Genomic DNA, 25,718 nt, shown 5'->3' with positions numbered 1-25,718 from the left:
CCCGAGGTTTTTTCCTTTATCTGTCACCGGAAGCTGCGAATTTCTCCCTGCGGCTCCACTGCGGTGGACCCTCCCGGTGTCATGCAAGCCTTCCGAAACCTGTGTTCCAAACCAAGTTGAAAAGGAGATTCTTCATGTTCAAGCGCACTCTGATCGCCGCCTCACTGACCGTCGCCGCTCTGGCTTCCGCCCAGGCCATGGCCGTAACCGGTGGTGGCGCCTCGCTGCCTGCCGCGCTGTACAAAGGTTCTGCCAACAGCATCCTGCCAGCCAACTTCAGCTACGCCGTGACCGGTAGCGGCGTCGGCAAAAGCGCTTTCCTGACCAACAACGCTGCCCAGTTCAGCACCACCGGCACTGTGCACTTCGCCGCTAGCGACTCGATCCTCAGCGCTTCAGAACTCAGCACCTACACCAGCAACTTCGGTGCTTCGTACGGCCCGCTGATCCAGCTGCCATCGGTGGCCACTTCGGTTGCCATTCCGTACAAAAAATCCGGTCAGACCGCGCTTAACCTGACCAGCGCTCAACTGTGCGATGCGCTGTCGGGCACCGCCACCACTTGGGGCGCTCTGCTGGGTAACGCCGACAGTACGCCGATCCGTGTGGTTTACCGCAGCGTGTCCAGTGGCACCACTGAAATCCTCAGTCGCCACCTGAACGCCGTTTGCCCAGGCAAATTCGCCGTCAACTCCACCTTCACCAACGCTCGTCTGCCGGCCGGTTCCGCGCTGCCATCGACTTGGGTCGGCGTAGCCAACACCGCTGATGTGGCCACTGCGGTGAACGCCGTGGACGGTTCGATCGGCTATGTGGGTCCGGACGGCGTGAACGCCACCAGCAACGCTGTGGTTGCCCGCGTCAATGGCGTCCAGCCAACCAACGCTAACGTGACGCTGGCGCTGAGCACTGCACCGGTGCCAAGCGCACCTGCCAACCCGGCTGGCTGGGCCCCGGTCGTGCCTAACCCGGCAAGCGGTTACCCGATTGTGGCTTACACCAACTTCATCTTCGGCCAGTGCTACAAAGATGCAGCCGTGGCCACCGCCGTGCGCAACTTCCTGACCACCCACTACAGCAACCCGGGCAACAACGTCGCCACCGTCGCCCACAGCTTCACGCCGGTTCCCAACAACTGGAAAACCGCTGTGACCGCCAACTTCATCACCAACACCTCGGGCAATAACCTGGACATCAACAACGCCAACGCCTGCAACGGCATTGGTCGTCCTTTGTAAGCCTTGTCTCAACTGCAATGAAACGGCAGCAGCCTTCGGGCTGCTGTTTTTTTTTGCCGATTTACACCTCGAACATGAAGTTTGTGTGACATCCGTTCGGTCGTGAGGCTCGCCAACTGCCTATGTCGTAACAGCAGGGCTGATCCGACCTGCCACCCAAAAGGACCTGTAGTGATGCTTGCTCGCACCTCCCGTCACAGTAACCGTATCCGGCCGATCAAACGTGGCGCGGGCGATCCCGCACAGTGGCTGCTCAAGCCATTGGCGCAAGCCGTCGCCTTGTGTCTGGTGGCGGGCAGTGCCGAGGCGGCGACAGCGTTCAGTTCCACCTGGTTTGCCGCGAAGGGCGCAGCGCAGCAGGCTTCGGCGTCGCGTCCGGGTGGGAGCGGTCTGCCGGGGATGACCCCACCGCTGGCACAGCAGCAACGGGCCAGCCAGCAGTTGCAGCGCTCTTTGCAGACACTCAATAACACCGTGGCAGCGATTGCCGCTCAGCAGGCCGCACAAGCCGCTGGACGTGCCGCCGCATTGGGCAGTGTGCAAGTGGTTCCGGACGGATTGGGCGAGGGCGGCCTGAAGGTCGATAACAGCCTGAGCCAGGGCTGGATGAACGCCAAAGGCCCGCAACAAACCCAGGCCGACGGCAAGACCACGGTGAAGATCGAGCAGACCGCCGACAAGGCGATTCTCAATTGGGAAACGTTCAACGTCGGCCGCAATACCACAGTGGAATTTGCCCAGCAGGCCAACTGGGCGGTGCTCAATCGCGTCAACGATCCGAGCGCACGGGCCAGCCAGATTCAGGGGCAGATCAAAGCGGACGGCACGGTGATGCTGATCAACCGCAACGGCATCGTCTTCAGCGGTGGCAGCCAGGTCAATGTACGAAATCTGGTAGCGGCAGCCGCGAACATGACCGATGCACAATTTCGCGATCGGGGTCTGTATTTCGACAGCACCGGCAGTCAGCCAACCTTTACCGACGCTGCTGGCAAAGTCCTGGTGGAGCGTGGCGCAGCCATACAAACGCATCAACCTGCGCTCTCCACCGACGCCGGCGGCTATACCTTGCTGCTCGGCCAGGACGTGCAGAACGACGGCTCGATCAGTACGGCCAAGGGTCAGACGGTGCTGGGTGCGGGGGACCGTTTCTATATCCGCAAGGGCTCGGGCACCGACGGCAATGGCTATTCAACCACCTTCGGCAGTGAGGTCATTCCCGGTTTCAAGGCTGACAGCTCGGGCAAAGTCAGCAACACCGGCCTGATCCAGGCATCCACCGGCGACATCACCCTGACCGGGCGCGATGTTGTGCAAAACGGTGTGCTGCTGGCGAGCACTTCGGTGGCGACGCGCGGCACCGTGCATCTGCTCAATCCGGCCAGCGATGCCCAAGGCCGTGTGACCCTGGGCGAAAATGGCGTCAGTGCGATTCTGCTCGACAGCAGTGATCTCACGGCCCTGGACAGCCAGCGCGAGGCGGCGCTGACCGGCGTCAATGCCAACAACCGGATCCGCAGCGATCAGTCACGCATCGACATCGGCAGCGGCGGCACCGTCGAATTCAAAAGCGGCTCGATCACCCTTGCCACCGGTGGGCAGGTGGCGGTTGCCGCGGGACGGCGCAGTCTATTGCGCGAGGGGGCGGTGATCGACGTGTCCGGCGCCCTCGGCGTCAAAGTGGCGATGGCAAACAACAACATCAAGATCAACGTCCAGGGCAACGAGCAGCGTGATGCGCCGGTCAATCGCGAGAACGGCGCGCTCAACAGTAACGACATCTGGGTCGATGTCCGTGAGCTGGTATTCGTGCCGGCGGGCACCAACGGTTACGCCACCGACCGCTGGTACACCGCCGGTGGGTTGTTGGAGGTCGGCGGATACCTCGGCACTCAGGGCCATGGCGTTGGTGAATGGATGGCGCAGGGCGGTGAGGTGCGGTTTTCCGGAAAGGACGTGATCAGCGAAAAAGGTTCGCTGATCAATGTGTCCGGCGGCACGCTTGATGTGCAGGGCGGCGAGATTCGCCAGAGCTGGCTGCGCGGTGCGGACGGGCGGTTATACGAAGTGTCGCGTGCGCCGGGCGATATTCTCTACAACGGTCTTTACAAAGGTTACGAAAGTCACAGCGAGCGCTGGGGCCAGACGGATTATTTTTATAGCCCGCTGATCGCGCCGACGCGTCGTCAGGAAGCGGGTTACACCGTTGGCCGGGATGCCGGCCAGTTGGTGATCGCCACGGGCAACGCCGTGCTGGAAGGCCAGCTGTTGGGTGAGGTGTTTCAGGGCGAACGGCAAATCCAGGCACCGCGGGCAGGTCTGGACGGCTATGCCCAGACCCAGACCGCCCGGGCGCGGCGAGGGCAGTTGGTGGTTGGCAGTTACGATGCTGCTTATGTCGCTGCCAGTGCCGGCCTGCTCTATCAACTCGACCCGTTGCTCGATCAGGTGCAAGTGGGGGGCGCGCATGCCAGCGTAGCCAACGCAGGGCTGACCGATGCGGTCGCGGCAGAACGCGCAGGCAAACTGTTCCTCGATGCCGGGCTGCTCAATGGTTTCGCGCTGGGCGCGCTGAAGATCTCGGCAAAAAACACGATTGAAGTCAATGAAGATGTGACCGTGGATCACGGTGGCAACATCACCCTGTTCAGCCCTGACGTGCAGGTCAATGCCGATCTGATTGCGCAAGGCGGCAGCCTGCAATTGGGCAACGTTTTGAACCAGCTCGCCACCGATCGGCGTGATGACACCAGTCTCCAGGTTTCAGCAGGCAAGCAAGCGCGAGTGACGGTTGCGCAGGGTGTGCAGCTGCAGACACGCGGTCTGTGGCGCAACCTGTCGAGTAACCCGGACGACGCGGGCGGCCTGGCGTACCTCAATGGCGGGACGGTGTCGATCCGCAGTACCGGCGACATTCTGCTGGCCAGTGGCAGTCTGGTCGATGTTTCGTCGGGCGGTGCGGTATTGGCCAACGGCAAGACGCGTGGCGGCAAGGGTGGCGACGTGACGCTTGAATCCAGCGCCAACAGTGCGCCAGGCCAGTCGCGCATGGTGCTCGATGGCGAGGTGCAGGGCTATGGCGTGAACGGCGGCGGCACCTTGACCGTGCAGGCCAGCAAGGTGCGGATCGGCGCTTCCGGCGAAGTGTCCGAAGAACAGACCCTGCGCCTGACGCCGGAGCTGTTCCGCACGGGGTTCAGCGCCTACAACATCATCGGTCTGAAGGGGCTGGAGGTCGCCGCGCAAAGCGCGATCGATGTGCAGATGCCGGTCTATCGATTTGGCGAATCCGCCTCGACCATTGTGTCCGGTATGTCGCCGCGCGCTGCGCTGGAGCTATGGACGCCCGCGTTATTTCAGGAAGACCCGCTCAAGGGCGTCTTGACGCAAAGGGCCGGCGCTTCTGTCGCATTGCAGGCCGGCGCGACGCTTGCTGGCTTGATAGATCCCGCCAGCAGTCCGTTGTCGATTGGCGAAGGCGCACGGATCAGTGTCGATCCCGGCCAGCGCATCGGTTTGCGCGGGGCAGGCCAGATCACGCTTGATGGTGAACTCAACGCCTGGGGCGGTATTGTCGATATCCGTCAACAGCAGTTCGGCGCGATTGATGTGGCGACGTCCTTGCAAGAGGCCGATCCGACCCCGCACAACCGTTCGATCTGGATCGGTGAACATGCCTTGATCGATGTCGCCGGTCGGGCAGCGACCGCTGTCGATGCGCTGGGCCGCGTCTACGGCCAGGTTGGCAAGGGTGGCTCGATCATTGTCGGTGGCGAGATTGATGTGAAGAAAATCACGGCGACCGCTGCCGATGCTTACGTCATCATCCGCCAAGGTGCGCGACTGGAAGCGTCCGGTGCGCAAGCCGTGCTCGATAGCGGTGGGCAAGGCCCCGCTCGTGTGGCCACCGATGGCGGACGGATCACCCTGAGTTCCTACAATGGTCTGTTCATCGAGGGCAGTCTGCAGGCCAGTGCTGGCGGTGCAGGTGCGGCGGGCGGGCGTCTGGAGATCGCTCTGGATACACCGGCGTACGGTCCCGCGAACTTGAGCAATGCGGTGCGCGTGCCACGTGAAATGATCATTGGCCAAGAGCCAGCGCCGGCACTGCCGCAGCCGCTGCGAGCCGGTGAGGCTTCGCCACTTTTACGCTACGGGCGTACACGCTTGAGTGCCGATCAGCTGATGAGCGGTGGCTTCGGCAGCGTGAGTCTGCTGAGCAACGGTCTGATGACGTTCGACGGCGATGTCGACCTGCATATGGGGCAGGGCCTGAGCCTGTTCGCCGGTTCTCTTTCATTGGCCGAGTCGGCGAGTGACAGCGCCCGGGTCAACCTCAGCGCACCTTACCTGCGCCTGTCAGGGCTGGGCACCTATTTGAGCTCGGAAGTCAAAGTGCGTCCGCGGGTGATGAGCAATCCGACAGCGCAGTTGTCCGGCGCGCAATTCACCGCCAGCGCGAACCTGCTGGACGTGGGCAACTCGCTTTCATTCGGCACCGAAGGGACTCTCGTGCAATCGGCCGCACCGGCGCTGGCGGTCAGCCGCCGTGGCTTTGGTCTGGTCACGCTCGACAGCCAGGGCGACTTGCGCTTCCTCGCGCCAACCGATGAACAGCAGCGCAGCCGTCTGTGGACTGCGGGTGACATGCACATGCGGGCTGCGCAGATCTACCCGGCCAGTGGCGTCTCGGCTGAGGTGCGAGTGGGCTATCAGAGTATGGCCGGATCGGTGCCGGAGCATACGTTGCGTATCGGCAATCACGGGGCGGCGCCGACCGCTTTGCCTTACTCGGTGTTCGGCAGCCTGACACTCAGTGCGGGACAGATCGAGCAGGGCGGCGTCATTCGTGCGCCCTTGGGGCTGATATCCCTGGGTGATGACGTCATTGTCAAAACCCGTGAACTTCACCTTCTGCCGGGCAGCGTGACTTCAGTCAGCGCCGCCGGACTGGTCATGCCCTATGGAGGAACCACCGACGGTATCGACTATCGGTACAACGGTAAGTCGGTGATGTTGAATGGCATTGCCGGAGCGACCTCCGGGGTCATCCTTGATGCGCAATACACCAATGTGCAGGCCGGGGCGGTGATCGACCTTTCGGGCGGCGGCGATTTGCGCGGTGCCGGTTTTGTCTCCGGACGAGGTGGCTCCACCGATGCGCGTTTCAATCCGCTGGTACGCAATGCCACCGATGGCACCTTCAGTTTGCCGGGGCTGGCCAACAATCCCGTGTATGCAATCGTGGCCGGTGACCAGAGCCGCTATGCGCCGATGCTGGCCGAGGCCGGCGCGGTCGACCCGCGTATCGGCCAGCAGATCACCCTCGGGACCGGCGTTGCCGGACTGGCACCCGGCACCTACACCTTGTTGCCATCGACCTTTGCCTTGTTACCGGGCGCCTTGCGGGTCGAAATCAATGGTCAAGCGATTGCGGGGCCGATGGACAGTGCGTTGAAGTTGCGCAATGGCTCGTGGACCACGGCCGGACAGCTGTCGATTGCCAACACCGGTATTCGCGACAGTTTGCCCAGCCAGGTCATCGTGACGTCTGCCGATGTGCTGCGGCGCTATTCACAGTACAACGAAACCGGGTTCAGCCAATTTGTGCTCAATGATGCTGCCCGCCGCGGTCTGCCGCGCGCCCGCACACCGCTGGACGGCAACACGCTGCACCTGCGCATGGTCAGTGGCGGCGAGCACGACTCAGCCCTGGATTTCAACGGGCAGGTGCTGTTCAAACCTGCCAGCGGCGGGGTTATTGGTACGGCGGTCGTTCAGGGCGGTTATACCGGCGCAGAGTTTGAAATTCTCGGTGCCGGGCATACGCGAACGCCAGGGTTCGACGGTGTATCGCTGTACGCCGACACCCTCAACCGCTTGAATGCCGGACGTTTGACCATCGGTGGCACCCCAACCGTGTATTACGGTTCGGAGGGCGGCTCGATCAAGGTGATCGGCAATACCTCGGCGATTCGTCTGCGCGAAGGCGCGATCCTCTCGGCGCCAGAGGTTGTGTTGAGCAGTAACAGCGCCAATGGCGGCATCACCATCGATGCGGGAGCGGGCGTCAATACCTTGGGGCGAGGTAACGTCCCGTATGATGCCGCAGCCGGTTTCGTCTACGAACCGGGGCGCTCCAGCCTGCTGGTGGTGTCCAACGGCTGGACGCCGGTGCTTGCGCCCACCGATGGCGGGGGCGGGAGCATTCGTATCGGCAACTGTCCGACGGCCGATTGCACCGCTGCGGCGTTGCTGTACTCCAACGGCAGCATCATCGCCGCCACTGACAAAGACTTCGAACTGGGCGAAAGCGTGCGCTTTGGCACTCGCCAAATCGGGCTTTCGGTCGGTGTGGTCAATGCCGGCAGTCCGCAAGCACTGGCCGCAGCCAGCGGCCGCACACCCGCGGGCCTGACGCTTAACCAGAACGTGCTGGATCGCCTGTTGCAGGGCGACACGCAATCTGGCGCCCCCGCGCTGGAAACCCTGAGTCTGGTGGCCCGCGATGCGTTCAACTTTTTCGGCAGCGTGACCCTCGACACCATTGATCCGCAGACCGGCCAGAGCCGTTTGCAGAATCTGGTGTTGGGTAGCCCGGCTATCTACGGCTCGGGCGCTGCCACCGATGTCGCGACGATCCGCACCCGCAATCTGATCTGGAACGGGGCGACTCAGGCCCCGGGTACGGTTGTCAACGACGGCGCCGGCAACGGGCACGGCACGCTGGATATTCAGGCGCAGCGGATCGAATTGGGTTATGGCCCGAACCCGCAGCCCAATGGCCTGGATCGCAATAACCGACTGGCCCTGGGATTTGCCAACGTCAACTTCAACGCCAGCGAGCGCATCACCGCCAACCACAAGGGCAGTCTGGCGGTGTACGAATCCCAAGGAGCTTATGACGCGGTCAAGGGGTTCAGCTACAGCGGCGGCAATCTCAATCTGCGCACGCCATTGCTGACCGGCGAGGCCGCCTCGGTCAGTGAACTCAAGGCGGGCAACAACCTGACTCTGAGTGGTAGCGCCACAACGGCTGCCGCGGATGCCCTCGGTGCGCAACTGAGCCTGACGGCACGCAGTGTTGTGCTCGACAGTCGCATCGTCCTCGCCAGCGGCAAGCTGCTGGTCAATGCCGAGGATGATCTGCTGCTTGGCAGCGGCGCGCAGGTGGACATGGCGGGCCGGGTTCTGCCGTTCAATGATGTGCAGAAATACAGCTGGGGCGGCGACGTGTCGTTGCAGAGCAACAACGGCAATATTCGTCAGTTGGCGGGCTCGCGAATCGATCTGTCCGCCGTCAACAATCAGGCCGGGCAATTGAACGTTGTGGCCCTGGCCACTGACGCTGGACAGGTTGATCTGCAAGGGCAGATTGTCGGCAGCAGCAGTGGCTATTACGACGCGGGCGGTACGTGGGTGCCGTACAAGGCCGGTGGCGTGGACATTCGCGCCCAGCGCCTGGCGGGTGATTTGAGCGAGGCCTTTGCCAGCCTTAACCTGCGCTTGAATGCCGGCGGGGTAGTGGGCAGTCGAAGCTTTCAGTTCAAACAGGGTAATCTGCGTATCGGTAACGAACTCAAAGCGGGCCAAGTCAATGTCTCGGTGGACAACGGCAACCTGACCGTGGACGGGGTGATCGATGCCAGTGGTGAACGGGTCGGCAGCATCCGCCTTGCCGGCAAAAACGGTTTGAACCTGACAGGCAACGCGCTGCTCGATGCCCATGGCCGCGTACTGCGCGTCGACAGCTACGGCAAAATCATCGACGCACCGAACCGCGCCATGGTTGAACTCAATTCAGGTGACGGCGTGCTGACGCTGGCCGCTGGTGCACGGATTGATCTGCGTCACGGCACCGATGCAGTGCCTGGAAACCAGGCGGGACAACGCGATGACGTGTTGCGTGGGACGCTGGAGCTGAATGCACCGCGCCTGGGCGGCGGTGACATTGCGGTGGATGCCAGCGGTACGTTGAGTATTCAAGGTGCGCGCTCCATCGGGCTGAATGCCGTGCGAAGTTACAGTGATGCTGCCGATGGCACCGATCCGGCGGCCAGCGGTCGCCCGTATCAAGTGATCGATCAAGCCTACCTGGATCGCATTCACTCAGACAGCAGCGGCTTTATCGATGCGGCGCTGGGTAACAGTGATCTGCTACAACGCAAACTGGCCGGCCTCAACAATGCGACCTATGCCGATGCGTTTCATCTGCGCCCGGGGGTGGAAATCGTCAGCAAAACCGCTGACGGCGATCTGGTGGTGCAGGGCGATCTCGACTTGTCCGGCTACCGTTACGCCAGCCTCAACCCGCACACTCGCCGGACCTCGGTGTATGGCAGCGGGGAAGCGGGCAGCCTGTTGATCCGTGCCGGTGGCAACCTCGATATCTACGGCAGCATCAACGACGGTTTCGCACCGCCGCCGGAAACCGTGGACGACGCTGGCTGGAAACTGTTGCCGGGGATACAGCCTTTCGGCGGTGACCTGATCGTACCGGGCAGTGGTGTCAGCCTTGCCGAAGGGACGCTCTTTCCGGTTGGCGCCACCTTGAATTACGACCTGCCGATTCAAGCCGCCACACTGGCTGCGGGCACGGTGTTGCCGGTTCAGAGCACTTTGGCCGCACCTTACGTGTTACAGGGTGGAACGGTGCTGGCCGGCGATGTGCATGACGCGGCGGGTAACCTGATGTATGCCGCCGGTACGTTGCTCGACAACGCTGTGACCCTGCCGACCGGCAGTCGTTTGGGTGCAGGTATTCGCTTGAACAACGCCACCGCACTGCAGGCCCTGCTCTGGCCCAAAGGCGTGCCGCTGCCGGGTGCGGTTGATGCCGACAATAAAACGGTGGGTGTTGTGTTGAACGGAACGTTGGCGCTGTTGCGGGGTTCGCTGATCCCCTCCATGACCAACGTGAAGCTCGCCGATGGCACGGTATTCCTCGACCTGCGTCCTGCCAATGGAAACCAGCAAGGTCGAAACTGGGCGATCGCCAGCATGCTGCCGGCGGGCAGTGCGTCGTGGTCGATGCGCATGGTGGCAGGGGCCGATCTGACCGCGGCCGACAGCCGTAGCGTGAAACCTCAGGCCAGCGTCGGCAACTTGCAGATGGCCGACACTCACTATGGTGTGAGCATGATCGAGGTGGCGGGCAAACTGGTCTGGGCGGTGGATAACGAGTATGGCTTTACACCGTACGAACCGGTTCCCGAGGAATACCTTGTGCTCTGTGATATCGCTCCCGGTTCTTGCGCGCCCATGGCGCGCAGTGTGTGGGCGCCTGGCAACTGGATGGGCATGCCGGATTACACACCGATGAACGATGACGAATTGTTCTGGTGCTCCATCGACCCGGCACTGTGCATTGAAAACAATCCGAGCAAGAGCGCCCAGGCCCACACGCAGATGTTCAGCGTTTTGCGTACTGGCACCGGCGACCTGGATTTGATGGCGGCCGGTAACCTCAGCATGGCCTCACCTTTCGGCGTCTACACCGCCGGCACCCAATCGGCAGACGTCGATGCGCGTTATAACCAGCCCCGCGGAAGGCTGTCGGCTGATGGCTCGGTATTGGGCAGCGCTGGCAGCGATTACGAAAAATGGGTCGATGGCGGCAGTGCCAGCCTCTATCAGGCCTGGTATCCGCAGATGGGCGGTAACCTGACGATCAATGCCGGCGGGTCTGTGTCGGGTGACGTGCTTGGCCGTCGCTCGGTCGCCACGGGCGACGGTACGCGGGAGCAGGTGCCGAGTGTGGCGGTGGGCAATTGGCTCTGGCGCCAGGGCACCGGCAACAACGATGTACCGACTGCCTGGTGGATCAACTTCGGCAGCTACGCTGCGCAGCCATTGCCAGCGCTGGGCGAGGAAACCAGACCTTATCTGGTGGGCTTTACCGGGTTCGGTACGCTGGGCGGCGGCAACATCAGTCTGAGCGCCGGCGGGGATGCTGGCATGCTCAAGGCCATGGGCGACGACAGGTATGCGTCGTACCCTCGCAGTCAGGGGTTGATCGTGGCTGTCGGCAGTACGGGCCGCGTGGACAGTGACGGGAACCTGCAACTGACCGGTGGCGGAGACCTGGATATTCGTCTGGGCGGTGTCCTTAATCCGTCTCTGCAGGCACGTGCCGGCCTGGCGGGTACCGGCACGCCGACGCACGACTTGCAGGGCGCGCTCATCAACCTGCGCGGTGCGGCGCAACTGACGGGCGCCGCGTTGGGCGGTATCAATCTGCAGTACGGCGCCTCGGCGCTGTTTCATGACCCACGGGAAACGCGCGCCTTCGACCCGTTCAACTCGACGGCCAGTAATGCCAGTGGTGGGCTGGTGCTGATTCCCGGTGACTCCGGCATGCGCCTCAACACCCGCGGCGATCTGGTGTTGGGTGGCGCCGCCGATCCGGGCCGCGTGAGGTTGCAGAACTCCACACCGTTTACCACGGCCGATGGCATTTACCATGCCGGTGGCGGTTTGAGTGGTTTCTCGCTGTGGACCGATCACACGGCCATCGATTTGTTCTCGGCCGGCGGCAACCTGACGCCCAGCACCCAGTTGATGGAAACCACCGGGCAGGACCCCGTCGCCGGGCTTAACGGGTCACCGACCGATGACCGCTTCGTCTTTCCTTCGATATTGCGTGCCGTGGCCGGTCAGGGCTCGATTTATGCGGGACCATCAGCGGCCTACGGCATAGGCAACCCGGCGCCGGCTCTGGCCTGGTCATTGCTGTTGGCACCTTCCAGCGCGGGGCAGCTTGAACTGATCGCTGGGGATTCGATCTATGCCGGCGGCTACGCCATCAACCAGTCAGGGGCCAGCCCAGCGGCGCTCGCCACACCGTTTGCACCCGCGTTCAATGGCTACGGCAACAACCAGTCCGCTCGGCCGATCACGACCAACGCCGGCAGCGATGGTGTGCTGGCGCAAACCAATTCGCGCTATCCACTGTTTGCCTTTGGTCCCGATAGCTACTCGGGGTTGAGCAGTGTTCAGGGGCCGGCGCGCTTCTATGCACTGACCGGTGACCTGGTAGGAATTCGCACGGGCGAAACGCTGGCGTTCGCGACCACGAAGCGCACCTGGTATGAATCGGCAGGCCCGGTGTGGATGGTGGCGGGGCGTGACATCGTGGCGTCCGGTACCAATTTGGGGCAACCCACGTTTGCGCCCGTTGGGGGCATGGGTCGCAATAACGAACAGATCGCGTCTACCGGCAATCTGTTCGTGCATAACGATGCGCGCGACATTTCGCGGATTTCGGCCGGGCGAGACATTCTCTACAGCAGCTTCGACATTGCCGGCCCGGGTGTTCTGGACGTCAATGCCGGGCGCAATATCCTGATGGAAGATCGCGCCAGCATCTCCAGCCTCGGCCCTGTCGTGGCAGGTGATCAGCGCCCCGGTGCGAGCATCGTGATGCAAGCGGGTGCGGGCGCGCAGGGGCCGGATTACTCACGGTTCATTGCGCGTTATCTGAACCCGCAAAACGTCGCGGATTCAGCGGTGGCCCTCAGCGCGCAGCCGGGCAAAGTGGTCAAGACCTACGTCGAAGAACTGCAGAGCTGGCTGAGCCTGAGTTATGGCTTCAAGGGTGGCGACGAACAGGCGCAAGCGTTCTTCGCCGCACTGCCGAGTACCGAACAGGCGATCTTCGCCCGCCAGGTGTACTTCGCCGAATTGCGTGCCGGTGGCCTGGAATACACCGATGCCAGTGGCCCGCGCACAGGCAGTTACCTGCGCGGTCGCAACGCCATTGCGGCGCTGTTCCCGACCACTGATGTCGCCGGCAATCCGATCCGTTACGACGGCGATATCACGATGTACGGCGGCGCCGGGGTCAAGACGCTGTTTGGCGGCGATATCCAGATGCTCACGCCGGGCGGTGGTCAGGTGTTCGGTATTGAAGGCGCGGCGCCGCCGTCGACGGCGGGGATCATCACTCAGGGTTCGGGCGACATTCAGCTGTACTCCCAAGCCAGCATTCTGCTCGGCCAGAGCCGGATCATGACCACCTTCGGCGGCTCGATTCTCGGCTGGTCCGCCGAGGGCGATATCAACGCCGGTCGCGGCTCGAAAACCACCGTGGTCTACACGCCGCCAAAACGTGTGTACGACATCTGGGGCAACGTCACGCTGTCGCCGTCGGTGCCGAGTACCGGCGCCGGTATCGCCACGCTCAATCCGATCGCCGAAGTGGCGCCGGGCAACATCGACCTGATTGCGCCACTGGGCACCATCGATGCCGGCGAGGCGGGGATTCGCGTGTCAGGCAACGTCAACATCGCCGCGCTGACGGTGGTCAACGCCGCGAACATTTCGGTGCAGGGCAAAGCGACCGGCGTGCCGGTGGTGTCGGCGGTGAATACCGGCGCGATCACCTCGGCCAGTTCGGCAGCATCCTCAGCCACCCAAGCCGCCGAAGACGTCGCGCGGCAGCAACAGGCAGCGGCGCGGCAGAACCAAGCCTCGGTGTTCACTGTGCAGGTGCTCAGCTTCGGCAACGAGCAACTGGCGCCGTCGCGTGATGGCGCTAGTCGCGCGCCAGCGACGGGCTACAACCCGGACAGCCCGGTGCAGGTGCTCGGTGCCGGGGCATTGGATGAACAGGCGAAGCAGCAGCTGACCGAAGAGGAGCGTGGGCAGCTGACGTTGTAAAAGACTCTCGTGCAGTACGTTTGGGCGGCCGGTTGGCCGCCTTTGTTTAGAGAGAAGGGGTTAGGGGATATTTTTGTCGAGCGTGAAGCACCCTGAGTATGTCGATCTCCCCATTCACCCGATAAACCAGCAGATAGTTCGGATGAATCACCATTTCGCGAGTGCCAGACACCCGACCGGATCGGTAGCCATGGGGTATGGAAGAAAGTTTCTGCGCTGCGGCCACGGCTTTACGTTGAAAGGAAACCGAAGCAACGGAGTTGTGCTGATCGATGTAATCAATGATGTCAGCCAGTTGACGAATAGCCTTGTAGCTCCATTTAACCCGCAGCGTGGCGCTTCCTGCGGTTTTCTTCATTCATCTGATCGAGCAACACCATTGCTTCGGCATGGGGAATGCCAGGGTGCGGATCATCAAGTGCTTCCTGGACCTGCGCACGAAACCAAAGGTCGTATTCCGCAGCCTCTTCTTCGGTTTCGAAGTCTGAAACGATAAGTGAAAGTTCAGCGCTCATCATGACCTCCATGATCAATGTGAAGCAGTCTAAGGGGATGTGGGCTCGTCGTCGTCACTGGCGGGACGAGGGAGACATCATCCGCAAACAGACGATGCAAATCTGTCAGACGCTTCGCTTGTGATGCACGTGAAGTCGATCAGCTGTGTAGTTCAATTCTGTAGGAAATCAGCTTTTGGTCATCGGGCTGACAGCCGCCGCTCAACGCCGCGGCCACAGCCACGCTGCACTCAGTTACCGTCTGCAACCTTACGCTCGATCTCATCGACTTTGCGCTGTAGCTCTTCAGCTTCCTGCTCTTTGACCCGAGTGGAAGAGGGCGTGATGACCTTGTCCACGCCTTCGGTCTTGCCCTCGCGGTCCTGCAGATCGCGCTCGACCACGTTCACCGGTTTACCGCTGGCATCGGTAGGTTGGGCATTGGGGGTTTTGTCGTCGTTGGGGTTCATGGCGCTGGCCTCCTGTGGGTGTACACATTGGAGACAGCGCGGCGGCAGACGTTCGAAATTTTTCAGCTGCGAGGCCCTCTCCCGCAGGAGAGGGCGCTGCGGCTTTTTTCAGTCCTTGAGAATGTCGCGATCCTTGGTTTCCGGCAGGAAGAACGTGCCGAGTATTGCCGTCGCCACTGCAATCACGATCGGGTACCAGAGCCCGTAGTAGATGTCACCGGTGGCGGCGACCATGGCGAACGCCACGGTCGGCAGGAAGCCGCCGAACCAGCCGTTGCCGATGTGGTAGGGCAGCGACATCGAGGTGTAGCGGATGCGCGTCGGGAACAGCTCGACCAGCCACGCGGCTATCGGGCCGTAGACCATGGTCACGTAGATCACCAGCACGGTCAGCAGGAGCAGCATCATCGGGTAGTTGATTTTCGCCGGATCGGCTTTTTCCGGGTAACCGGCTTCCTTCAACGCCGCGCCGAGGTTGGCGGTGAAGGCGTCGTTGCGGGCCTTGAAGTCGGCGGCGGTGAGGGCGCTGCCTTCGAAGCTCTCGACAACGCGGTCACCGATGCGCACCTGCGCGACGGTGTTCGGTTCGGCGGCGACGTTCTCGTACGGGATCGCGCGTTTCGCCAGCAAGGTTTTCGCCAGGTCACAGGAGCTGGTGAATCTGGCCTTGCCCACCGGATCGAACTGGAACGAACACTGATCAGGATTGGCGATCACTTTGACCGGATTTTTTTCCTGAGCGACGAACACGTCCGGGTTGCCGTACTGGGTCAGCGCAGTAAAGATCGGAAAGTAGGTCAAAGCAGCCAGAATGCACCCGGCCATGATGATCGGTTTGCGCCCGATGCGATCGGACAGGCTGCCGAAAATCACGAAGAACGGTGTGCCGATCAGTAGCGATCCGGCGATCAGCAGGTTGGCGGTCTGCGCGTCGATCTTCAATGTTTGCAACAGGAAGAACAGCGCATAGAACTGCCCGGTGTACCAGACCACTGCTTGCCCGGCCGTGCCGCCCAGCAGCGACATGATCACCACTTTGAGGTTGTCCCAGCGTGCAAAGGATTCGGTCAGCGGCGCTTTCGAGGCCTTGCCTTCGTCCTTCATTTTCTGGAACACCGGCGACTCGCTCAGTTGCAGGCGAATGTACACCGACACGGCCAGCAGAATGATCGACAGCAGAAACGGAATCCGCCAGCCCCACGCCTCGAACGCCTCGTTACCCAGCGCGGTACGACAGGTGAGAATCACCAGCAACGACATGAACAGACCGAGGGTGGCGGTGGTTTGAATCCACGAAGTGAAAAAGCCACGGCGGTTGCGTGGCGCGTGCTCGGCCACGTAGGTCGCCGCGCCGCCGTATTCCCCGCCCAGCGCCAGGCCTTGCAGCAAGCGCAGGGTGATCAGAATCACCGGGGCAGCGACGCCGATGGTGGCGTAGCCGGGCAGCAAACCGACGATTGCGGTGGACACGCCCATGATCACGATGGTGATCAGAAACGTGTGTTTGCGCCCGATCATGTCACCCAGGCGCCCGAAGACGATGGCGCCGAACGGCCGCACCGCAAACCCGGCGGCGAAGGCCAGCAGGGCAAAGATGAATGCGGTGGTTTCGTTGACGCCGGCGAAGAAGTGCTTGGCGATGATCGCCGCCAGTGAGCCGTAGAGGTAAAAGTCGTACCACTCGAAAACCGTGCCCAGCGAGGAAGCGAAGATGACCTTGCGCTCCTCCTTCGTGATACCGCCGCTGCGGGGCGGTGTGCCGGTGGATGCTGTGTCGATTGTGGCCATGGGTGTTCTCCGTCGTGCTTATTGTTGTAGGCCGGAGTCCCCCGTTACTGCCTGTCGCACTCTGGCCCGTTGGCATCTGCCGCCGTTGCTCTAGCGTGAAGCTTGCACAGTCTGACCGCCTCGCAGGGCTGCAAGGTTTCCTGAAGCATAATCAGCTTTTGGCGAATATCCACTCGGCCTACGCTTTGACCCAACGCTGCCGGCTCCAGGCGCTCAACCAATCGACCAGAAACACCAGCAACAGCATCGCCAGAATCACCGTACTGGCCTGGGCTTCCTGGAACAGACTCAAGCTGACATACAGCATCTGGCCGAGGCCGCCAGCACCGACAAAGCCCAGCACGCTGGCCATGCGGATGTTGTTTTCCCAGCGATACAGGCAGTAAGCGAGCAGTTGCGGGGCGAGGTTAGGCAGGGTGCCATAGCAGAACGCGAGGATCGGATTGCCGCCCTGCAAACGGATCGCCTCGGCCGGTTGTGGCGGAGTGTTTTCCAATGCTTCGGCAAATAGCCGACCGAGCACCCCAGTGGTGTGCAGGGCAAGGGCGAGGGTGCCGGCGTTCGGTCCGAGACCGGCGGCAAGCACCATCAGCGCCGCCCAAACCAGCTCCGGAATCGCCCGCAAGCCGTTGAGCAGCAGGCGCGCCGCACTTTGCAGCGGCCAGCCGAAACGCCCGGCAGCGGGCAGCGCGAGAACGATGCCGAACAGCGCCGCAAGCAGGGTGCCCAACGCGGACATGGCCAGAGTTTCCAGCGAACCGTGGGCAATGGCTTTCAGGTAACCGGCGCTCAAGTCGGGACTTAGAAAGCGCTGCACGTAACTGCCCATCTGCTTGAGGCTGTTGGCGCTGCCGAGTTCGGCGAGATCCAGTTCCAGATAGGCAAAAGAGGCGACCACCGCGACCGCAATGGCGGCGAGCAGCAGCAGGTTGATCAGGCGCCTCATGTCAGCCTCCAGCGCAGCAAGCGGCTGAGTTGATCAGCGCACAGCACCAGCAGCAGGAACGTCAGCAACATGCTGGCGACTTCACCGCCGGCAAACATGCGGATCGACAGGTCGATCTGTTGCCCCAGCCCACCGGCACCGACAAAGCCCATCACCACTGAGGCACGGATCGCGCACTCCCAGCGATACACCGTGTACGAGAGCAGTTCGGCGGCGACATTCGGCAGCGTGCCGTAGGCAAACGCCGCCAGTCGACCGCTGCCGGCCTGCAACAATGCGTGCGCCGGGCGCTGGTCGGTGGATTCGTAAATTTCTGCGTAGACCTTGCCGAGCATGCCGCTGTAGGTGATGGCGATGGCCAACACGCCAGCCGCCGGGCCGAGGCCGACCGCGCGCACAAACAACAGTGCCCAGACGATCTCCGGCACGCTACGCAGAAAGATCAGCAAGCCACGCACCGGCCAGCGCAGCAAACGCCCGGGCAGGCTCGGCACGCCGCCCCGGGACGCCGCCGAGAGCGACAGCGCGCGGCTGGCGATCAGGCTTGCCGGCACCGCCAGCAGCAACGCCAGGGCCATGCCCGCCGTGGCAATCGCCAGGGTTTGCAGGGTGGCTTTGAGCAACAGTTGCAGGAACGCCTGATCGTGCGCCGGCGGCCAGAATGCCGAAACGAAACGGCCCATTTCGTTCTGGCTATCGGCCTGAAACAGCACGCCCAGGTCCAGCTCGCTGAGCTGAATGCCCGGCCACAGCAGGGCCAGCGCCAGCAGCGTCAGCAACAATCGCGGCCATGCCGCCGGGTCTCGGGAATCAGCTTTCAGCATCGCGGAATCTGCACAATCAAAGGCGCCACCGCTGGCGCTGGCGATTGCAGTTGTTCATTGGCGTACAGCGCATCGAGCTTGTCGCGGCTGACCTGATCGGATGGGCAATCGAAAAGAATCTGCCCGTCGCGCAGGCCGATGATCCGTGGAAAGTGTTCCAGCGCCAGATCCACTGCGTGCAGGCTCGCCACCAGCGTGACGTTGTGCTCGCGAGCATGGCGCGAAAGGATCGACAGCGTATGGCTGGCAAGCACCGGGTCCATGGCTGAGACAGGTTCGTCGGCAAGCATTATTTCCGGCGCCTGATACAGCACTCGCGCAATGCCGACGCGCTGCAATTGCCCGCCGGACAACTGCTGGCAATGGGCGAAGAGTTTGTCGCCCAGATCCAGCCGCGCCAACGCCGCGCGAGCGCCCGCCACATCCAGTGGATGCAGCAGGTTCAGCAGACTTTTGCCCAGACTCCACTGACCGAGCTTGCCGGCCAGCACCGCCGTAATGACCCGCTGACGCGGCGGAATCGGCGGCGCCTGATGCACCAGGCCGATGCGCGCACGCAGGCGCTGCCGCTGGTGCGCCGACAAGTGCCAGGCGCGTTCGCCAAGCACTTCGATGTCGCCACTGCTGGGCTTGAGCGCGGTGGCCAGCAGATTGAGCAGGCTCGACTTGCCAGCGCCGGACGGGCCGATGATCGCTACCTGTTCGCCAGCGCCAATCTGCACGTCGATGTTACGAAGGGCATCGACGCCATTGGCGTGGCGCAGGCTGCCCTGGGTGAGGCGTAGGGTCATTTCAGCAATTCGGCAGCGCGGGCGGCTTCCTCGATGCCCTTGTAGTTCTCGGGCTTGGTCTCGATGAAACGACTGGCGGCCTGCAGATCAAGGATCTTCTTCTGCTCAGGATTGGCCGGGTCGAGGTCGAGGAAGGCTTGCTTGATCTTCGCGGCCAGCTTCGGATCAAGGGTGCCGCGCACGGTCCAGTTGTAATCGAAGTAGGTCGGCGTGGTGGCGAAGACTTTGACCTTGTTGGTGTCGACCTTGCCGGCGTCGACCAGTTTCTGCCAGACGCTGGCGTTCAACACACCAGCGTCGACCTTGCCGGCCTGCACCCAGGCAACGGTGGCGTCATGCGCGCCGGAGTAGGCGACACGGCTGAAATAGCCTTCAGGCTTGATGCCGTCGTTCTTCAGCATGAAGTAACGCGGCATCAGACTGCCCGAGGTGGACGACACCGAACCGAAGGCGAAGGTCTTGCCCTTCAGGTCGGCGAGGCTTTTCACGTTCGGGTCGGCGGTAATGAATTTGCTGGTGAACTGCGCATCCTGTTCGCGCTGCACCAGCGGGATCACTGGTGTAGTGGCGTCGGTCTTCAAACGAGCCTGCACAAAAGTGAAACCGCCGAGCCAGGCCATGTCGAGGCGATCGGTGGCCAGCGCTTCAACCACCGCCGGGTAGTCGGCGACAGGCACAAACTGCACCTTCATGCCCAACTGCTGCTCAAGATAGGCACCCAGCGGTTCGAACTTGCGCAGCAGCTCGGTCGGGGCTTCGTCGGGAATCGCGCTGACGCGCAGGACATCAGCGGCTTGCGTCATCAGGGCAGAAAAGGACAGGGCCAGACCGGCGGTGAGGGCGAGGGTACGCTTGAACATAGAATTCTCCGTTTCGTAAGCGTCAATATTCGAAGGGCAGCCGCTACCGGGCGGCGCGCCACGTCAGGGTAGACGAAACGGCGAGGTTATACGCATTCGCGAGGAGATTGGCCAGCCTCCGTGCCGGCGCGGTGTGTCTGTTTGTGTACGGTTGCGGTCAAGCCGCCTCGGGCAGTTTGGCAATCACCTTGATCTCGAAATCGAAACCCGCCAGCCAGGTCACGCCGACAGCGGTGATGGTCGGAAACGGCGCTTCGCCCCAAAACTCCGGCACCACAGTCCAGATCGTTTCGAACGTCGAGTGCGGATCGACCATGAACACGGTGACATCCACCGCATCATCGAAGCTGCAACCGGCCGCAGCGAGAATCGCGTTGAGGTTGTGGAAGGCGGTGCGCACCTGATCGCGCAGATCGGCCTCGGGCGAGCCATCCTCACGGCTGCCGACTTGTCCGGAGACAAACAGAAACCCGTTGGAGCGAATCGCCGGCGAGTAACGGTGACGCTCATACAGGGCGTGGCGGGCGGGTGGGAACACTACATCGCGCTTGGACATGGGGCTGACTCCATCAGTGGTTGATGGAGTGACTTTAGGTATTTGCAGCTGGTGGATAAACGCGCAAGCTTGGCGTTCACTGTTTGCAAATCCCAAACAATCGAGGGGCGTGGATGGACCGGTTCGATGCAATGCAGGCCTTTGCCCGGGTGGTCGAGGCGGGGAGTTTCACCAAAGCTGCCGATACCCTGCACATGAGCAAGACCACGGTGACGCAACTGGTGCAGCAACTGGAGGCGCGGTTGCGGGTCAAGCTGCTCAATCGCACCACGCGCAAGGTCAACGTCACCGCCGATGGTGCGGCGTATTACGAGCGGGTGATCAAGTTGCTGGCCGACATGGACGACGCCGAAACCAGCCTGCCCGGTGCCGCCGCACGGCCACGGGGGCGCTTGCGCATCGACGTGCCGAGCCCGTTCGCGCGGCATATTCTGGTCCCAGCCTTGCCGGATTTTCACGCGCGCTACCCGGACATCCAGATCGACATGGGCGTCAGCGACCGCATCGTCGACATCATCGATGAGAACGTCGATTGCGTGGTGCGCGGCGGCGAATTGCTCGATCAATCGCTGATGGCGCGCAAGCTCGCCGATCTGCCCTTGGGGGTATTTGCCGCGCCGGCTTATCTGGCCCGAGAAGGGACGCCTGAGCACCCGCTGGAACTGCAAGACTCTCATCACCGCGTCGTCGCTTTCCTCTGGGCTCGCACTGGTAAACCTCTTCCGTACACGTTGCACAATGGCACCGAGCGCCTGCAGATCAAGGGCCGGCATGTGCTTGCGGTGGATGACGGCAATGCCTATCTGGCGGCGGGGCTGGCGGGCATGGGTGTGCTCTGGTTGCCGACGTATATGTCTGACGCGCATGTGGCGCGGGGCGAGTTGGTGCAGTTGTTTGAAGGCTGGCAGCTTGAATCGATGCCGCTTTATCTGGCGTACCCGCCGAACCGGCATGTCAGCGTGAAGTTGCGGGTGTTTATCGACTGGATTGTGGCGTTAATGGCGTAGGGCTCTGGTGCGCTTATTGCTTTACGTGAAGGCAGGTCGTCAGAAAAACAACCAACCCGGCGACTCGAACGTGCTCGTGATGAGAGACGCACGTTCGACCCAAGGAGCTATGCGCGTAATGAATATGTACATCGATATCGTCGGCGCCTGCAATCTGAGCTGCCCGTCATGCCCGATGGGTAATTCGGAAAATGCCAATTTCAAGAAAGCCATGCAGCTCGATATGTTCACGCAGATTGTCGATAAGGCGCGGCGTGAAGGGGTCAAGGCGATCTTTTTGTACAACTGGACCGAGCCGTTGATTCACCCGCGCATCGGTGAGTTCGTCGAAATCATCAACGCAGCTGGCTTGCAAAGCGGCATCAGCTCCAACCTGAACCTGGCCAAGAACATTGAAAGCGCGATGCTCGCCAATCCCTGGTTCTTCCGTGTCTCCCTGTCCGGGTTCCACCAGGATACCTACCGCCAAGGGCATGTCGGCGGCGACATCGAAGTGGTCAAGCAGAACATGATCAAGCTGCATGACCTCAAGCAGCGTCACGGCCTGAATACGCTTATCGAGGTCTATTACCACCGCTATCTGGATAACCTCGAAGAAGAGGGGCTGATGCGCGAGTTCAGCGAGCGCCTGGGTTTCAATTTCTCCACCGGCTACTCGGTGATGATGCCGCTGGAAAAAACCTTCGCCATCGTCGAAGACGATGCCTCGGTCACCGACACGGACCGGGAAACCCTCAAGCGCCTGGCGTTGCCACCGTATGCAGACCTGGTCAATCTGGTCAAGCAATACCCCAAACAGGCGTGCACCCTGAAAGATGATTGGCTGGTACTCGATTGCAATGGCAATACCGTGCTGTGCTGCACGATTTTCAATCAGGCGGAATACAGCGTCGGCAAGTATCTGGACATGCCGGTGCAGGAATTGATGAGTCGCAAATCCACGCAAAAGAACTGCGTGGACTTGTGCAACCGCTGCGCAAAGAACGGTCTGCACATCTACTCCGCATCGCCCAACAAGGGGCCGCTGGAAAGTCATGCGGTCAATCGCATCATCGACTTTCAACGACGCACGATTCTCGAACAGCCGATCGATAGCGAACGTCTGGGCCGTACAGGTGAAGTCAGCGCCGAGCACTTCGATGAGGAGCAATATTTGCGCCTCAATGCCGACGTAAAGACTGCAATCGCCACAGGCGCCTTCTCCAGCGGCTATCAACACTACGTCCTGTTTGGGCGTCTCGAAGGGCGGCTCGGGGCGGGGTTGAACACGGTCGTTTGTTAGATCCAGGGCGACGGCCATGGGTTGTTTGGTGTTGTGGCCCGATGACGTGATTGACTCTTTACCGGTTCCGGCCAACTATCGGCCCACAACAATGTGACCGATGGATTGAAACTTGACCGAACGACGCCAATTCAGCGGAGGCATGAAGGGGAAAAACCTCCGCTATCTGAATGAGCAAAGCGATAACGCGCAGTTGACGCGCACCGGTTTTCTGCTGCTCGAACACTTTTCGCTACCGGCCTTTACGCAGACGCTGGACGCCGTGGTGACTACCAATCTGTTGCGCCCGGGGCTGTTTACCTCGCGCACCTTCGGGCTGGGTGAGGGCGAGGTCATCAGCGACCTGGGGCTGGTGATCCGCCCCGATGCGCGTCTGGACTCAGCAGCGCTCGAGGAATTGGATCTGCTGGTGGTCTGCGGCGGTTATCGCACTGAACTGCGAGCGAGCGATGGGTTTGTGCACTTGCTCAAACTCGCGGCGGAGCGGGGCGTCAGTCTGGCCGGGTTGTGGAACGGTTCGTGGTTTCTCGGCCGTGCCGGGTTGCTCGATGGCTATCGCTGCTCGATCCACCCGGAACATCGCCCCGCGTTGACGGAAATTGCCAAGGCTACGCACGTCAGCAGCGAGCCTTATGTGATCGACCGCGACCGGCTCACCGCCTCGAGCCCATCGGGGGCTTTCCACATGGCGCTGGACTGGATCAAAAGCCTGCACGGCAAGGCGCTGGTCGAGGGTGTCGAGGACATTCTGGCGTTTGAGGAATCGCGCTACCGGCGGATCAAACCGGATGAAAACATCTGCGTCAGCGCGCCGTTGCGGGAAGTGATCAAGCTGATGGACGCCAACCTCGAAGAACCGTTGGAGCTGGAACAATTGGCGGTCTACGCCGGCCGCTCACGGCGCCAGCTCGAGCGCTTGTTCAAGGAACAACTGGGCACCACGCCGCAGCGCTATTACCTGGAACTGCGCATCACCGAAGCACGGCGCCTGCTGCAACATACCGAGCTGTCGCAGGTGGAAGTGCTGGTGGCGTGTGGTTTCGTTTCACCGAGCCATTTCAGCAAGTGCTATAGCTCGTACTTTGGTTATCGGCCTTCGAAGGAAAAACGGCTGGTTAAATAGATCGACCGGTGCAATCTCCAAAAACCCTCACCCCAGCCCTCTCCCAGAGGGAGAGGGAGCCTACCGAGGTATCTTGCGCTGTACATCGACCTGAAAGATGGACGTCGACTTTGGATTCAATACAGCGCTTTCAGGTCGGCGTAAATCTCGAATATCCCCCACTCAGTTCCCTCTCCCTCCGGGAGAGGGCTAGGGTGAGGGGTATTGAGGGCGGGTCTGTCAGAGACGATCAGCATCGATTACAGCTTGCGCAAACGCCGCCGGGCTTTCCTGGGGCAAATTGTGCCCAACCCCACCCTCAATCAACCGGAACTGATATTTCCCGGTAAAACGCTTGGCATAGTCCTCAGGCTTGGGATGTGGCGCACCATTGGCGTCGCCTTCCAGGGTAATCGTCGGCACGCTGATCGGCGGTGCAGTCGCAAGCTTCTCTTCCAGCGCGGCATATTTCGCCTCGCCCTGCACCAGGCCCAGCCGCCAGCGGTAGTTGAATACGGTGATCTCGACGTGATCGGGGTTCTGCAACGCTTGGGCGCTGCGGTCGAAAGTGGCGTCGTCGAACTTCCACTGTGGCGAAGCCAGCTGCCAGATCAGTTTGGCGAAGTCGCGGGTGTTTTTTTCATAGCCGGCACGGCCGCGTTCGGTGGCGAAGTAGAACTGGTACCACCACTGCAATTCGGCTTTCGGCGGCAGCGGGTTTTGCCCGGCGGCCTGATTGCCGATCAGGTAGCCGCTGACCGCCACCAGAGCTTTCACGCGCTCTGGCCACAAGGCCGCGACGATGTCCGCCGAACGCGCGCCCCAGTCGTAGCCGCCCAGCACTGCTTGCTTGATCTTCAGCGCATCCATGAAGTCGATCACGTCGCTGGCCAGCGCTGCCGGTTGGCCGTTGCGCAGGGTGTCCTTGGACAGGAACTGCGTGTCGCCATAACCCCGTGCATACGGCATCAGCACGCGGTAACCCTTGGCCGCCAGCAGTGGTGCGACTTCGTCGTAGCTGTGAATGTCGTAGGGCCAGCCGTGCAGCAGGATCACCACCGGGCCATCGGCAGGACCGGTTTCGGCGTAGGCTACGTCGAGCAAGCCAGCCTTGATGTGCTTCAGCGGGCCGAAGGGCGAGGGCGCGGAATAGCTGACGGCGGCGGGTTCTGTGGTTTGCGCCTGAGCGCTGCCGACGGCGCCGAACAGTGACAGCGCCAGGACTGACAAGCCGAGCGCGGCGGTGATTTTAGAGGTGTGCAGAGCCTGTTTCATGCTGACGTCTCCTTTGCGAGCCTGTGGCCAAGGGGCTGGATGAACCCTTGAAACCCTGGGTGCATTGAAGCGTGGCGAGGTATCTGCTCTGTGTCGCCAGAGAGCGTTTTTGCATTGGGTTGTGTAGCAGCGGGGCGCGTACACAGTGTGATACATGGCGATGAAACGGTGAGTTTTCGCGCGAAAATAATAAGTGGCTGTTTTAAAACAAAAAAAATTTTATTTCGGGCTTCCCAAATGAAATGAATGTTGTTAAATTGCGCCCCGTTCTCACAGCGATCCTAACGGAGCCGCTGATCAGAGCTACAGGGGCGTCGCCAAGCGGTAAGGCAGCAGGTTTTGATCCTGCCATGCGTTGGTTCGAATCCAGCCGCCCCTGCCATCTACGAAAAAACGCCAACTTCACAAGAAGTTGGCGTTTTTTT

Annotated in this window: 15 protein-coding genes and 1 tRNA gene; 6 read left to right on the top strand and 10 right to left on the bottom strand. The window is 61.6% G+C overall.

The features are described from left to right. The first annotated feature begins 134 nt into the window (after window positions 1-134). Together FEE99_RS19600 and FEE99_RS19595 are read left to right on the top strand one after the other, a co-directional pair. Complete coding sequence (locus tag FEE99_RS19600; RefSeq protein WP_024013152.1) at window positions 135-1,238, top strand: substrate-binding domain-containing protein; 1,104 nt, start codon at window positions 135-137, stop codon at window positions 1,236-1,238. Between the two features lie 174 nt (window positions 1,239-1,412). Further along, the gene (locus FEE99_RS19595) at window positions 1,413-13,898 is read left to right on the top strand and encodes a filamentous haemagglutinin family protein (protein ID WP_041480125.1); all 12,486 of its coding nucleotides are present in this window, start codon (window positions 1,413-1,415) and stop codon (window positions 13,896-13,898) included. Window positions 13,899-13,944: 46 nt separating this feature from the next. On the opposite strand, the gene FEE99_RS19590 is transcribed toward FEE99_RS19595, so the two are convergent. The 9 genes from FEE99_RS19590 to FEE99_RS19550 form a co-directional block, all read right to left on the bottom strand. Further along, window positions 13,945-14,256: a type II toxin-antitoxin system RelE/ParE family toxin gene (locus FEE99_RS19590; RefSeq protein ID WP_143978918.1), complete on the bottom strand. Its 312-nt coding sequence runs from the start codon at window positions 14,254-14,256 to the stop codon at window positions 13,945-13,947. After that, window positions 14,219-14,413 carry a type II toxin-antitoxin system RelB family antitoxin gene (relB, locus tag FEE99_RS19585; RefSeq protein ID WP_041480127.1) on the bottom strand — a complete coding sequence of 65 codons (195 nt, stop codon included), beginning with the start codon at window positions 14,411-14,413 and terminating at the stop codon, window positions 14,219-14,221. The genes FEE99_RS19590 and relB overlap by 38 nt, the downstream gene beginning before the upstream one ends. A 230-nt stretch (window positions 14,414-14,643) precedes the next feature. Next, complete coding sequence (locus tag FEE99_RS19580; protein WP_041480129.1) at window positions 14,644-14,862, bottom strand: hypothetical protein; 219 nt, start codon at window positions 14,860-14,862, stop codon at window positions 14,644-14,646. A gap of 108 nt (window positions 14,863-14,970) precedes the next feature. Beyond that, window positions 14,971-16,650 (bottom strand): MFS transporter, encoded by a 1,680-nt coding sequence (locus tag FEE99_RS19575; protein ID WP_041480130.1) that lies wholly within the window; start codon window positions 16,648-16,650, stop codon window positions 14,971-14,973. Between the two features lie 178 nt (window positions 16,651-16,828). Then, entirely contained in the window at window positions 16,829-17,596 is a 768-nt protein-coding gene (phnE, locus tag FEE99_RS19570) for a phosphonate ABC transporter, permease protein PhnE (protein ID WP_016774956.1), read from the bottom strand. Then, window positions 17,593-18,420, bottom strand: a complete 828-nt coding sequence (locus FEE99_RS19565) for a PhnE/PtxC family ABC transporter permease (protein WP_041480132.1) — start codon at window positions 18,418-18,420, stop codon at window positions 17,593-17,595. Before FEE99_RS19565 ends, phnE begins: the two co-directional genes overlap by 4 nt. Continuing rightward, window positions 18,414-19,211, bottom strand: a complete 798-nt coding sequence (locus FEE99_RS19560) for a phosphonate ABC transporter ATP-binding protein (protein ID WP_041480133.1) — start codon at window positions 19,209-19,211, stop codon at window positions 18,414-18,416. The genes FEE99_RS19565 and FEE99_RS19560 overlap by 7 nt, the downstream gene beginning before the upstream one ends. After that, window positions 19,208-20,071: a putative selenate ABC transporter substrate-binding protein gene (locus FEE99_RS19555; RefSeq protein ID WP_041480134.1), complete on the bottom strand. Its 864-nt coding sequence runs from the start codon at window positions 20,069-20,071 to the stop codon at window positions 19,208-19,210. The genes FEE99_RS19560 and FEE99_RS19555 overlap by 4 nt, the downstream gene beginning before the upstream one ends. Before the next feature lie 157 nt (window positions 20,072-20,228). After that, on the bottom strand, window positions 20,229-20,627 hold the full coding sequence (locus FEE99_RS19550) for a RidA family protein (RefSeq protein ID WP_041480136.1): 399 nt from the start codon (window positions 20,625-20,627) through the stop codon (window positions 20,229-20,231). Window positions 20,628-20,740: 113 nt separating this feature from the next. Here FEE99_RS19550 and FEE99_RS19545 point away from each other — a divergent pair, with 113 nt between their 5' ends. From FEE99_RS19545 to FEE99_RS19535, 3 genes are all read left to right on the top strand, one after another. After that, window positions 20,741-21,634: a LysR family transcriptional regulator gene (locus FEE99_RS19545; RefSeq protein WP_041480138.1), complete on the top strand. Its 894-nt coding sequence runs from the start codon at window positions 20,741-20,743 to the stop codon at window positions 21,632-21,634. A 118-nt stretch (window positions 21,635-21,752) separates the two neighbouring features. After that, window positions 21,753-22,916 (top strand): radical SAM protein, encoded by a 1,164-nt coding sequence (locus FEE99_RS19540; protein ID WP_041480139.1) that lies wholly within the window; start codon window positions 21,753-21,755, stop codon window positions 22,914-22,916. Window positions 22,917-23,028: 112 nt separating this feature from the next. Further along, window positions 23,029-24,039, top strand: a complete 1,011-nt coding sequence (locus FEE99_RS19535; RefSeq protein ID WP_041480140.1) for a GlxA family transcriptional regulator — start codon at window positions 23,029-23,031, stop codon at window positions 24,037-24,039. Window positions 24,040-24,258: 219 nt separating this feature from the next. Here FEE99_RS19535 and FEE99_RS19530 read toward each other — a convergent pair whose 3' ends face one another. Beyond that, window positions 24,259-25,293, bottom strand: coding sequence for an alpha/beta fold hydrolase (locus tag FEE99_RS19530; RefSeq protein WP_041480141.1), 1,035 nt, complete (start codon window positions 25,291-25,293; stop codon window positions 24,259-24,261). 307 nt (window positions 25,294-25,600) lie between these two features. Between FEE99_RS19530 and FEE99_RS19525 the strand changes: the two genes are divergently transcribed. Continuing rightward, window positions 25,601-25,675, top strand: a tRNA-Gln gene (locus FEE99_RS19525). Window positions 25,676-25,718 lie beyond the last annotated feature (43 nt).

Origin of the sequence: Pseudomonas sp. ef1, assembly GCF_007293365.2 — a bacterium.
In the GTDB taxonomy this organism is placed as follows: domain Bacteria; phylum Pseudomonadota; class Gammaproteobacteria; order Pseudomonadales; family Pseudomonadaceae; genus Aquipseudomonas; species Aquipseudomonas siliginis.
This window is presented reverse-complemented; position numbering and strand designations above follow the sequence as displayed.